We start from the raw sequence: 13129 nt of genomic DNA on the forward strand, positions 1-13129 counted from the left end.
TGACCTCAAAGGTATGATTTCAAATCGTCGCGCCTAAAAAGTAGTATCTAATAGACTATATTTCAATTATTTCAAAGAACTATTTATCCACTTTTACGGGACAGTAATGTTGTTGCAAATGTATAAGGTTGCCGGCATTCGGCAATGGATGGAAAGCGCGGTTAGAGCAGTTTGTATGAAAATCATACACCTGTTTGTATGATATTCATACAGCCTTTTTCCGTACCTTTATCCCCGATAAATGAAGGTAATCTAAACGAATCGGATATGGCAAATTACAGGACGATATTGGTGGTGGATGATAATCCGGCGATTCTTACGGCAGTCAGGATCTGTTTGGCCGGTGAGTTTGACAAAGTATTGACGCTTGTTTCTCCCGACACGCTTCTTACGGTATTGGCACAAGAGGAGGTGGATGTGATTTTGCTCGACATGAACTTCACGCAAGGGGGAAACTCCGGACAAGACGGCTTGCTTTGGCTTCGGGCAATCCATAAGAAACATCCGGCCATTCCGGTGGTGCTGGTGACGGCATACGCTGATATCAAATTGGCGGTGCGCGGGTTGAAGATGGGAGCGGCAGACTTTGTTACCAAGCCTTGGGACAACCAGGAGTTGATCCGTGTCTTGAAAGATGCGATTGATGCCGGCCGGAAAGTGGTTTCGTTGGAACAAGTCGAGGCGGAACATGTGCATAAGGTCGTGGAGCGTTGCCACGGCAACATCAGCCGGGCTGCCGAACTGTTGGGGATTACCCGGCAGACATTGTATGCTAAAATGAAAAAACTATGATTCTGATACTCTCTTTTTTAGTGGTCGTTGTTGTCTTCTTCGGATGGTTCTATCGTCATCAGGTGTTGCTGAGAGACCGGGCGCATCTGATGCGTGAGGCGATTCGCAACGAAGAGTTCACGTTCCGTCTTCCTGTAAAAGGTCTGTTCTTCGGAGAGCGGGCGTTGCAGGAAGCCCTTAACGAAACAGGTAAGGATATAGGCGTGCTGCTTGCCCGCAACGAAGTGGAATCGTGGCAACGTCTGACTCGTGTGCTCACCCATGAAATCATGAATGCTACGACACCGATAGCCAGCATCAGCCAGGCCTATTTGGATAACCCGGCGATTGCGGGGACGGTTTACGAGGAGGGAGTCCGTGCCATTCATGACACCAGCCGGGGGCTTGCCTTGTTTGTGGACAGTTACCGGAAATTGGCAGAGTTGCAGGATCCGGTTCTTGTGGAGATCCCATTGGCCGCTTTCGTGGAAAGAATTCGGATGCTTTATCCGGATTTGGAGTGGCATATTTCCATCCCTTTGTCTGCCACGATGTTTACGGATGAGAATATGTTGCGCCAGGTGTTGATCAATCTGGTTAAGAATGCCTGCGAAGCCGGGGCGACGGCTATGGATGTGCGTTGGAATAAGGAGTTGTGGATCAGTAACAACGGTGCACCTATTCCGGCAGATGTCGAACGGGAGATTTTTGTTCCGTTCTTTACAACCAAAAAGAATGGTTCGGGTATCGGCTTGTCACTTTCCCGGCAGATGATGGTTCGGCAAGGCCGGGACCTTTGTTTGGCTGAACGGCCTGTGCCCGGTTTCCAGGTGACGTTTATTGTGTCTTAGTTTGAACAAAATCGAAGTGTTGTTATTAACATGAACGGCAATAGAAGATAAAAATATAGGATAAACTATTGTATATCTCCTTATATTTTATACCTTTAGTCCTGACTTAGTAATATCATCCTGTACACCCTGGCTGATTATCCTGTACACCCTGGTCGGCCAGCCTGTACACCTTATTCGATTATCCTGTACAGCCTGGTTTTACTAACTAGTAATCAATGATATAAAAGGTAGTAACCTTTGAAATAACTAGTAGTAATATTAAATCTAACAGAAAGGGAACCGTATGGCAGTAAGGTACAAACTCACAAAAATCAATGATAATATTACCAGCAAAGAGCAGGTAAAGTATTCGGTTACCACCGTAAGTTATGGTAATGTAAACCTCGATATGCTGGCAGAACAAATGGTCGATGCCAGCACCTTCACGTATGGGGATGTTAAAGGGATGATCGAAAATCTGACTCTTTTGATATCGGAAGCCTTGAAAGAAGGCAATACGGTGACGATCGACGGTCTGGGCACCTTCTCGGTAACCGCTCAGCCGAACCGCGATGTGGAAGAACCGTCTAAAATCCGCGCTGAATCCATTAAACTGAAAGGGATAGGCTTCAAACCCAGTCCGAAGTTGAAAGACCGGTTGAGCGATATCGAGTTTACGAGGCTGAAATAAGGTTGTACATAAAGTTTCAGGAAAATATTTGCCATTTGCAATATTGTCCTGCAATATATTGTATAATAGAAATTTAAACCATTGCAAATACCTTTTTTATTTGCAATGGCGTTTGCCATTTGTCATATCATAAGAGGGGTGAAAATAAAATATACTATGTACATTACACAAACAAAGAATGGGGGTAAAACCTTTAAAAATATGGCGTTGAGCGTCATTTTGTGCGGCATGCGCAACGGCGATTACCGTAAGGTGGTGAATGAATACAGGGAGCTCCTGGCTTGTTCGATGCCTGGTGATAAAAGCATACATGCAACAGATCTTCCGGCGTTGTGTTTTTCCGCATTATTCGGGAAAAGAGATAAAAAGGTCGAGTTCCGGTCGTATAACGGACTGGTTCTGGTGGAGGTCGGAAATCTGGCGAATAAGGAAGAGGTGGCGAGAGTAAGAGAGTTGGCTTCACAAGCCCCTCAGACACTGGCAGCTTTTACTGGTTCCAGCGGAAAGAGTGTAAAAATATTGGTACCGTTTGTTTTGCCTGACAGAACATTACCACGGGACAGGGAGCAGGCGGAATTGTTTCATGCGGTAGCCTATCGGCGCGCCGTTGCCTATTATCAGGCTCAGCTGCAATGCGATATAGAGATAAAGGCTCCCTCTTTAGAGCGGGGATGCCGCTATTCCTTCGATCCTGATTTATATTATAATTTTTCGGCTGTTGCGTTGGTTCAGGAGCAACCGACACAGATGACGGACGAACCGACATACCGGGAAATCGTATCGAAAGAAGAAGATCCGCTTTTACGTATGATGCCCGGATTCGACCGCAGTCGTATCATTTCCCGTTTTTATAATGCCTGTATGCTGGATGCATTGGAGAAAACGGGAGGTTTGGATGACGGAAAAGAGGTCAAGCCTTTCCTGACAAAGCTGGCCGAAAATTGTTTCCAGTCCGGGATACCGGAGGAGGATGCGGTTCGCTGGACAAGGATATACCAGCGTCTGGAACTGTTTGAAGAGGAGATCCGGGAGACCATTCATACGGTGTACCAGCTTTCGAAGAATTTTGGAAAGAAACCGGTGATGCCTCCCGAGCAATTATTGTCTGTAAAGACGGATGAGTTTATGAAACGGCGTTATGAGTTCAGGCGGAATATGCTGGCCGGTGAAGTGGAGTTTCGGGCAAGAGGTTCATATTATATCTGTTTTGCTCCTGTGACGGAGACGGTTCTGAACAGTATCGGACTGAATGCACAGGCTGAAGGGTTGGCACTTTTGGATCGTGATGTGAAGCGGTATGTGTATTCCGACAGGGTACCGGTTTTCTATCCGTTGGAAGATTATCTGGAACATTTGCCGGCATGGGACGGGGAAGACCATATCCGTACGTTGGCCGATACGTTGCCGACGGATAATACTGCCTGGCGCGATTTGTTTTATATCTGGTTCCTGAGCATGGTCGCTCATTGGTACCGGCGGGATCATTTGCATGCCAATAGTTCGTTGCCTTTGCTGGTCGGCCCTCAGGGATGCGGCAAATCGACCTGGTGCCGGAACCTGTTACCCCCTTCGCTTCGTATGTATTATACCGATAGCATCGATTTCAGCAATAAACGGGATGCGGAGTTGTTGCTTACCCGTTTTGCGTTGATCAATATCGATGAGTTCGATTCGGTAAGTGCCGCGTATCAGAGTTTTTTGAAGAATGTCCTTCAAAAGCCGGTGGTCAATGCCCGCCAACCTTATAAACGGAGCATTCAGGCGTTGCATCGGTATGCTTCTTTCATTGCCACTTGTAATAATTATGACTTGCTGACCGATCCGACCGGTAGCCGCCGTTTTATTTGTATTGGGATAACCGGGACAGCAGATAATTCTGTATCGGTTAATTATGAACAGCTTTATGCGCAGGCAGTCTCGGCTTTAAAGGCAGGCGAACGCTATTGGTTTACGTCCGAAGAAGAATCTTCTACCACTCGCAACAATGATGTGTTCCAGCAGATACCGATAGAGGAACAATTATTCCTGCAAAACTTCCGTGCACCATTGCCGGGAGAGGAATATGAGGAACTTTTTGCTCTCGAAATACTTCAATACCTGCAAGATAAAAGTGGTATAAAGTTGGGAACTAAACGGTTGACATACTTCGGACGCTTGCTTCAAAAGAATAAGATCCCGTCGCGCCGTACGATGAGAGGTACGTGTTATTTGGTTGTCAGGAATAAATGACGTATGGCAAATGGCAAACGGCATTGCAAATGAAAACAGTGTTTGCAATGCTGTAAGATGTTGTAATATAGCTTTGTAAGGTTTAATATTGCAAATGGCAAATAAAATAAGAAAACTTTGTGTATGAAAGAACTGGTAGATAGAAATATCTTTATAGCTCATGTCCGGAAGGATGAAGAAGCTTTCAAAATTCAAACATAGCATGAGCATTTGACAGGGGCATCCGTATTAAGTGAATCCTTTGCATCTGTATTTGGTGCTTCCGGCTAGGGTAAACAGGCAGGGGTATGGCATGATTAGGGAAAGTATACTACAGATGAATTTCAGCCGTATATTTGTAATGCCTCCGGAATGACCGGAGAGAGTAAGAAGCCAATGAATAAGCCGGATCATTCTACAGCGGGAGTCTCATTGTTATCCTCCGTTGCCCCGTTATCGGGAGAAGGATAAAGATGTCCTAGGCTTTTTCAGTCTGACGGTGCCCATGGGGGGAGACATAGGTTTCGATGGCTTGAGCTTTAGATCATGCGGTTAGGGAACGATACAAAGTCTATTTTAGATTTTTGGCGGTATTATAGAGAAAGATAAATTTGCATAGAGATATTAACCAAATTTGAATTTTAAAATTGTTAAGTATACTCTATTTTCTTTTAAAATTTCTGGCCTAGTCAAATAAGGTACTACTTTTCTTTCAAGTATCGCGTTCAATAGATTTTCTATGCAATATATTTGAGGAGTGGTATCTAATTCAAATATTCTATATAATTGGTATTCTTGTTGATGTAATAGGAAATAGTTCCATTCGTTAGCTGTCATGTAAAATGTAGGTTTGCATTTTGGAGTACCTTTGCATTCTATAATTTTAACGATGTCTCCAAAATCATCGTGTATTTCAAAGTCATGATGTAGATATGATTCTTGATGATGATTTAACCATATAACGGAATCCTTACCATATTGTTTGCAAAGGTGTTCATATAATATAGTCTCACTCTTGATTTTTATATCTTCGGAATAATCATCGTCGATAGTTAGAGTTGTTGAGTCAACTCCACTACTTAATAATTGTTTTATCCGAAGTTGTTCTTTTATGACTTCTAATTCAGATAAGATAGCTTTGGTTTTATCTATTTGGGTTTGAATATTATCAATCAGTTCAGTTGTAGATGCATCATTCTCTGTAATCGTCTTTGCTATCTTGGTGTCTATTATTTGGATGTTTTCTTTAGTTAATCTATCATCTGATTGTTGCAATATTTCCTTACTGTCCTGTAAGAGAGATAGTTTTAACGTTACCAAAAAGTCTTGCAGTATTTTGTTCTCAAAATATTGAGATTTGATATTGAAATATCCACCCGTAGCGATACTTTTGGCTTTACGTTCCATCTCTTCATTTTGGTCAAGACCTATTACATATATTTTGCATGGGGTACCAGGTAGTTGAGCAATTGATTGAGCTTCAGTGATATAACTGGAGTCTTCAGTTTCTTCACCATCAGTAATTAAAAGAATTTTTCTGTCATAATTTGAAAATTTAGTCAAATTCTGTTTAGCTTCATTTAATGCGGCAGAAATAGGAGTACCACCAGGTGAAGGATTGTCTATTTTAGAGATAAGAGAGCATAACTTACCGAAATTAAGCTCTCCTTCGTAGATTGTATTGATTTCTATTTTATTTATTGCTCCACGAAACAAACGAATTACAATTTTTTCCACATAATCAATAGTTGGAAATATATGCTTCTGTATCATTTGTTCTGCAAGATAAAAGCGAGTTTTTCCATCTATTAAAAACTTATTTTCATGCTCTGTACCTTCCATGTATCCCATGCTCCCGGAATAATCAATGAGAATTTCAATAATACTCTTAGTCATACATGTTATTATTAAAAAACTGCTTTTGTAGCGAGTTTAAGGTTAATTTCTATTTGTCGATGCAATATATAAAATATTTTACAGAATAAGAAGATAGTATCTGTTTTAATATCAAAAAGTTTATAGGACGTTTTTTTATAGCCTAGTCTTGTCCATACACTCGACTTCATCCAGAAATAGGCTGATATGGTTGTCGCTACTATTGATACTTTTTTTCTCCAATTTCAAAAAACTGTATGGTAACCTCAGCAGTTTTATATGGGTATATGCTTTGATTCCGGCAACATGTTCTTTCACATAGTCGGCGAAAGGAGAGGAGAAGGCGCAGGTATTATCTGGTAGATATTTTCCTCCTGTTCATGAAACTTATCCACACTCGATTCAGTTCTTACATAAAAAGAGAGTAAGAGGATAAAGGTAAAGGAGATCGCTAGTCCTCCAACATGAATAAATGTGATCCATTTATTGTGTAATAAACTTCAGATGAGAGCTTTCAGGAACATGGTAATCGGGTTTATTTTATGATTAACGATGTCTTAGCTGCTAAAATTGTGCAAGACTGTAAAATAAGGCTATTTTTGCAGGTAAAATAAAATAGAATGAATAAAAAGATACTTCAATTAGCAATACCTTCTATCGTTTCAAATATAACCGTTCCTTTATTGGGGCTGATCGATGTCGCTATTGTAGGTCATTTAGGATCGGCGGCTTATATCGGGGCGATCGCGGTAGGGGGAATGTTGTTCAATATCATTTACTGGCTGTTCGGATTCCTGCGGATGGGGACGAGTGGTATGACTTCGCAGGCTTTTGGGCGGCGTGACCTGGAAGAAGTGACGCGGGTTTTGCTGCGGGCGGTGGCGGTAGGGGGCTTTGTTGCTTTCTGTCTGCTGTTGCTGCAATATCCGATCCGGGCGGTCGCTTTCCATCTGATCGATGCAACACCGGAGGTACGGCAGTTGGCTACGGTTTATTTCAATATTTGTGTCTGGGGGGCTCCCGCTGTGTTAGGACTGTATGGGTTTGCCGGCTGGTTTATCGGGATGCAGAATTCCCGTTTTCCGATGTTTATAGCGATCACGCAGAATGTGGTGAATATCGTGGCGAGTCTGGCGTTTGTGTTCCTGTTGGACATGAAGATTACAGGGGTGGCTCTAGGGACGTTGATTGCCCAGTATGCAGGATTGTTCATGGCTTTATTGCTTTGGTTACGATATTATGGTAGGTTGAAGATTGCTTTCCGGTGGAGTGAGATCGTGGGGAGGACGGCTATGCGCAAGTTCTTCGAGGTGAACAGCGATATCTTTTTCCGTACTTTGTGCCTGGTGGCTGTCACTACCTTTTTTACGTCGACAGGTGCCCGACAGGGGGATGTGGTACTGGCAGTCAATACCTTATTGATGCAGTTATTCACTTTGTTCTCTTATATCATGGACGGCTTTGCTTATGCCGGTGAAGCAATGACGGGACGTTATGTCGGAGCACAGAACCGGAACGGATTGCAAAGGATGATCCGCCTGTTGTTCCGTTGGGGTTGGGGATTGTCGTTAGCGTTTACCATCCTATACATGATGGGAGGACAGGGCTTCCTGGGATTGCTGACGAATGACACGACTGTTATCGAGGCGGCGGGAACCTATTATTATTGGGTATTGGCCGTTCCCCTGGCAGGATTTGCCGCTTTCCTCTGGGACGGCATCCTGATCGGTGCCACCGCAACCCGTTTGATGCTTTATTCTATGCTGGTGGCTTCAGGTACATTTTTCGTTGTCTATTACCTGTTTTACGGAATAATGGGGAACCATGCCTTATGGATGGCATTCCTGGTATATTTATCATTACGCGGGATTATGCAATGGATGTTATGGCATCGTAGGGGCGGGGTCTGCCCGCCCTCTTTAACATCCACCCCATAATCATTTTCTCCAAAATTTATCATCTTTCCATTTCTGTGGATTATTCATAATATACCAATATATGTTATTATATGATGTTTCATCTCGGATAATGTGCTCATAATAATTTCGTTGCCACAATTTTTGGTTTTGTAGATTAATCAGTTTTGTAGATTGATATTTGAAATAAGCAATAATATGTCCTAATGCTACTGCTTGGGGAATCCCCGCCCTTTTATCACAAATACTACCCCCATCAATTGATCTCCCTATCGCAATAATAGCATGAAAATGATTAGGCATGATTACATATTCACCACATTGTATATTGGGGTATTTTTGTCCCAAATTCAAATAACATTGTTCGATGATTCGTCCGTATTCATTTAGGTGCATTTGGGCGATTGATTCAAAAGGGCGGGCAGACCCCGCCCCTACGAGGGGACTGTTCTTGATTTCACCGAATATACATTCCATATTTTGCACGCAAATCGTTACAAAATATAATCCTTCTAGGGAATAATCGTAGCCTTTTAATCGGATACTGCTGCGGTGATGCAGCTTGGGATCGTAATTAGTTGTCATAGTTAATTTATTTTGATTCTGGTAATGGCACAAACATAAAAATAAAAAGCCGAATATCAAAGGATATCCGGCTTTTTTATGGAGAGACAATACTTATTATTGTCTGTAGTTTACTAATTCGTCAGCGTTGAACTTCTCGATGAAGCTGTGATGTTTTTCTACTTCGGCTTCTGTATAGTTCAAGTATACTACGGCTGATTTGCTGAATAATTCAGGTGCTTTGGTTGCGTCTTGGATCAACAGGTGAGCCATGATACAGTCGGCTGCCATTTCCATCAGGCGGCGGGCAACGAAGTCAAGTAATTCTTGATTTTGTGCTTCCTTCACCTTATTCATGCAAGCTTCCAGCTTGTTAGCCATTTCTACCAGTCTTGCTTTCAGCGGTTCCATTTCGGCAGAACAGGGGATAGCTTCAAATTCGCGGATCATCGCCAGGTAAGAACCGTTTGTTACATAACGGATAGCGGCAACTGTCTGCAACTGTGTCGTACCTTCATAGATGGATGTGATGCGGGCATCACGATAGATACGCTGGCAAGCATATTCCAACATGAAACCTGATCCACCGTGAATCTGGATACAGTCATACGCATTCTGGTTGGCATATTCTGAGTTCATACCCTTTGCCAACGGAGTGAGTGCATCGGCCAGTTTAGCATATTTCTTCTGTTCCTGACGTTCTTCCGGAGTCAGTTTGCGTTCACGTGAAATATCATCCAGCGCTTTGTAGATATCCACATAGCGTGAAGTCTGATACAACAGAGCACGACCTGCATCCAGTTTCGCTTTCATGATAGACAGCATATCGTAAACTGCCGGGAAGTCGATGATCGCTTTGCCGAACTGTTTACGTTCTTTGGCATAAGCCATTCCTTCGTTGTAAGCAGCTTGGCTCAAACCGACAGACTGTGCAGCGATACCCAGGCGGGCACCGTTCATCAACGCCATAACATATTTGATCAAACCTAATTTGCGGTCACCGCAAAGTTCAGCTTTAGCATTCTTGTAAACCAATTCGCAAGTAGGAGATCCGTGGATACCCAATTTGTTTTCAATGCGGCGAACGTCTACACCACCCTGTTTCTTGTCGTAGATGAACATAGACAAACCACGTCCGTCTTTCGTTCCTTCTTCCGAACGGGCCAGTACCAGGTGCAGGTCTGCATCCCCATTGGTGATAAATCGTTTTACACCGTTCAGGCGCCAGCAGTTTTCTTTTTCGTCGAAGGTCGCTTTCAGCATAACGGACTGCAAGTCAGAACCGGCATCCGGCTCGGTCAGGTCCATAGACATGGTTTCTCCGGCGCAGATACGCGGGATGAAACGGTTATGCTGATCTTCGTTTCCGAATTCATATAATGTTTCAATACAATCCTGAAGCGACCAGATGTTACCGAATCCGGCATCGGCAGCAGAAACTATTTCAGCACACATGGTGTACGGAGTGATCGGGAAGTTCAAACCACCGAAACGACGCGGCATGGTCATACCGTTCAGGCCGGCTTTCACCATTGCATCCAGATTCTGTTTTGTTCCGGAAGCATATTCCACACGTCCGTTAGCGCAGTGAGGACCTTCTTCGTCGACACCTTCGGCGTTGGGGGCAATGATCTCTCCGGTGATTTCCCCGGTGATTTCAAGCACTTTATCGAATGAATCCATTGCATCGGCATAATCCTGCGGTGCATAGTCGAACTCTTCTTTATCTCTGTAATTGCGCTCTTTCAGTTCGCAAATACGTTCCATCATCGGATTGTTCAAGTGATACTTGAGTTCCGGTATGTCTGTATAATAATTTGCCATCTCTTTACTTGCTGTTCTGTTTGTAATATTTAATCATCTTCGGGATCACTTCTTCAACTGTGCCGTTGATAACATAGTCGGCGATCGTGTTGATCGGAGCGTTCTCGTCGTTGTTGATAGAGATGATGATACCTGCATCCTGCATACCTGCAATGTGCTGTATCTGTCCGGAGATACCGCAAGCGATATATAATTTCGGACGAACTGTTACACCTGTCTGGCCGATCTGACGGTCGTGATCGCAGAAACCGGCATCGACAGCAGCGCGGCTGGCACCTACTTCGGCGTGAAGTTCTTTAGCCAGTTCGAACAATTTGTCGAATCCTTCCCTCGACCCCATTCCGTAACCGCCGGCTATGACGATCGGAGAGCCTTTCAGGTTGTGTTTTGCCTTTTCTACGTGACGGTCGATCACTTTTACTACATAATCCGTTTCCGGGACGAATTTAGCTACGTCGTGCCGGATCACTTCGCCTTTATAATTTGCGTCCAGAATCTCTTTCTTCATCACACCTTCGCGAACGGTTGCCATCTGGGGACGGTGTTCGGGGTTGATGATGGTAGCAACGATGTTACCGCCAAATGCCGGACGAATCTGGTACAGCAGATTTTCGTAAGTGATACCTGCTCTTTTATCTTCGTGAGGACCGATTTCCAATGAAGTACAGTCGGCAGTCAGACCGCTGGTCAGTGCAGATGATACACGAGGACCCAGGTCGCGACCAATAACGGTAGCGCCCATCAGGCAGATCTGAGGTTTTTCTTCCTTGAACAAGTTGATCAGTACGGAAGAGTGGGGCAGGGATGTGTAAGGGAACAAGCCCGGTGCATCGAACACATGCAGTTTGTCGACACCGTAAGGCAACACCTGGCTTTCTACGCCTTCGAGGCCGCTACCGGCAACAATTGCTTCCAGCTGGCAACCTAACTGATTCGCTAACTTGCGACCTTTGGTCAGAAGTTCGAGACTTACATCGGCAACGGTTGTGCCTTCAATCTCACAATATACAAATACGTTATTCATAATCTTATCCGATGGTATGGTTAGCTAACAGTTCAACAATCATATCTTCTATATCTTTGTCCGAGCCGGTCAGTGTTTTACTTTCCTTTGCCTGGAACACGATATTTTGTATAGTCTTTACTTTTGTCGGCGAGCCGGATAATCCGCATTGAGACAGGTCGCCGTTCACATCAGCCACACTCCATTCGGGGATGTTCAGATACGGGCGTGTTTCGTATAGTTCAGGATACTGAATAGCTTGCGGGCCATTGGGGTGGCAGGCTGTCGGTTGAGCCGCTTTTTCCTGTGCTCCCATGGCACGTTTGTATTTCTGTACCAGTTTGGCGTTACGCGGACGACAGGGAGCTGCCGAGCCGTTTACTGTGATTACGATAGGCAGCGGGCCTTCTACGGTTTCCACGCCTCCGTCGATATGACGTTTTACGGTGATACGGCGTGCTGCTTCATCCACATTCAGGATTTCTTCAGCATAAGTGATTTGTGTCAATCCCAGCTTTTCAGCTACCTGGGGACCTACCTGTGCAGTATCTCCGTCGATAGCCTGACGGCCGCCGATGATAATATCGTACTCGTTAATTTTTTTGATAGCCGTGGCCAGGGCGTATGATGTAGCCAGTGTATCGGCTCCTGCAAAGGCACGGTCGGTTAACAAAAAGCCGCCGTCTGCTCCGCGGTATAAACCTTCACGGATAATTTCGGCGGCACGTCCCGGGCCCATAGTCAGTAATGTCACAGTTGATCCGGGGTAAGCATCTTTCAGGCGAAGTGCCTGCTCCAATGCGTTCAGGTCTTCCGGGTTAAAGATGGCAGGAAGTGCGGCGCGGTTTACCGTTCCGTCTTCTTTCATCGCATCCTTTCCCACGTTGCGTGTGTCCGGAACCTGTTTCGCTAAAACAATAATTCTTAAACTCATATTAATAGGAATATTAGATTTCTATTGTCTGAAAATTAATTGGTAATTAGTAAAAAAATTACCGATTGCAAAAGTAGTCAAACATTCTTTATCTCAAAGAACTTTAACCTGAAATCTGCACACTTTAGGGTTTTTTGAGCACCCAGACTGCACCTTTGTTGTTTTTGACATAAGCTGTTCATTCGCTATTTTAAGGGAAAAGTTCAATAGTTATGTAATATCCGATTTTTACAAATATTTAAAATGTAAGTTTAAAGAATGCTGAGGTATGGCAAATCGAAAGATTGTACATCTAATCGAAAGATTGTGCAAATAATCAAATGCCGGTTACATATATATAATATGATGAAAGAACTTGATGTTTAATTGATTTTTTTGATGTGTGCTAAAGTTTTAGTTTTTTATATTTAGATAATTTCGGGAGAAACTATCATACCTGTATGGAAGATTATATAACCATATTTTTTCATACCTGTATGGAAGATTATATAACCATATTTTTTCATCTGA

10 protein-coding genes are annotated in these 13129 nt (G+C 43.7%); 5 read left to right on the top strand and 5 right to left on the bottom strand.

What is annotated here, in order from left to right; genetic code table 11:
- Positions 1–267 precede the first annotated feature (267 nt).
- From DXA15_RS22715 to DXA15_RS22730, 4 genes are all read left to right on the top strand, one after another.
- Positions 268–792 carry a response regulator gene (locus DXA15_RS22715; protein ID WP_007653607.1) on the top strand — a complete coding sequence of 175 codons (525 nt, stop codon included), beginning with the start codon at positions 268–270 and terminating at the stop codon, positions 790–792.
- Positions 789–1622, top strand: a complete 834-nt coding sequence (locus DXA15_RS22720) for a PAS domain-containing sensor histidine kinase (protein WP_128135538.1) — start codon at positions 789–791, stop codon at positions 1620–1622. The genes DXA15_RS22715 and DXA15_RS22720 overlap by 4 nt, the downstream gene beginning before the upstream one ends.
- A gap of 286 nt (positions 1623–1908) precedes the next feature.
- Complete coding sequence (locus DXA15_RS22725) at positions 1909–2295, top strand: HU family DNA-binding protein (RefSeq protein ID WP_128135539.1); 387 nt, start codon at positions 1909–1911, stop codon at positions 2293–2295.
- Between the two features lie 156 nt (positions 2296–2451).
- Complete coding sequence (locus DXA15_RS22730; protein ID WP_128135540.1) at positions 2452–4524, top strand: BT4734/BF3469 family protein; 2073 nt, start codon at positions 2452–2454, stop codon at positions 4522–4524.
- 603 nt (positions 4525–5127) lie between these two features.
- Here DXA15_RS22730 and DXA15_RS22735 read toward each other — a convergent pair.
- Complete coding sequence (locus DXA15_RS22735; RefSeq protein WP_128135541.1) at positions 5128–6399, bottom strand: DUF3883 domain-containing protein; 1272 nt, start codon at positions 6397–6399, stop codon at positions 5128–5130.
- A gap of 599 nt (positions 6400–6998) precedes the next feature.
- On the opposite strand from DXA15_RS22735, the gene DXA15_RS22740 reads away from it, so the two are divergent.
- The gene (locus DXA15_RS22740) at positions 6999–8315 is read left to right on the top strand and encodes an MATE family efflux transporter (protein ID WP_128135542.1); all 1317 of its coding nucleotides are present in this window, start codon (positions 6999–7001) and stop codon (positions 8313–8315) included.
- On the opposite strand, the gene DXA15_RS22745 is transcribed toward DXA15_RS22740, so the two are convergent.
- The 4 genes from DXA15_RS22745 to DXA15_RS22760 all read right to left on the bottom strand — a co-directional run bounded on the left by DXA15_RS22745 (position 8316) and on the right by DXA15_RS22760 (position 12619).
- Positions 8316–8879 (bottom strand): transposase, encoded by a 564-nt coding sequence (locus DXA15_RS22745; protein ID WP_128135543.1) that lies wholly within the window; start codon positions 8877–8879, stop codon positions 8316–8318.
- Between the two features lie 96 nt (positions 8880–8975).
- The gene (locus DXA15_RS22750; protein WP_128135544.1) at positions 8976–10682 is read right to left on the bottom strand and encodes an acyl-CoA dehydrogenase family protein; all 1707 of its coding nucleotides are present in this window, start codon (positions 10680–10682) and stop codon (positions 8976–8978) included.
- Positions 10683–10686: 4 nt separating this feature from the next.
- Positions 10687–11706 carry an electron transfer flavoprotein subunit alpha/FixB family protein gene (locus DXA15_RS22755; protein WP_046147828.1) on the bottom strand — a complete coding sequence of 340 codons (1020 nt, stop codon included), beginning with the start codon at positions 11704–11706 and terminating at the stop codon, positions 10687–10689.
- Positions 11707–11710: 4 nt separating this feature from the next.
- The gene (locus DXA15_RS22760; RefSeq protein WP_007653585.1) at positions 11711–12619 is read right to left on the bottom strand and encodes an electron transfer flavoprotein subunit beta/FixA family protein; all 909 of its coding nucleotides are present in this window, start codon (positions 12617–12619) and stop codon (positions 11711–11713) included.
- Between the last annotated feature and the right edge of the window lie 510 nt (positions 12620–13129).

Origin of the sequence: Parabacteroides sp. AM58-2XD, assembly GCF_003463685.1 — a bacterium.
Lineage (GTDB): Bacteria > Bacteroidota > Bacteroidia > Bacteroidales > Tannerellaceae > Parabacteroides > Parabacteroides segnis.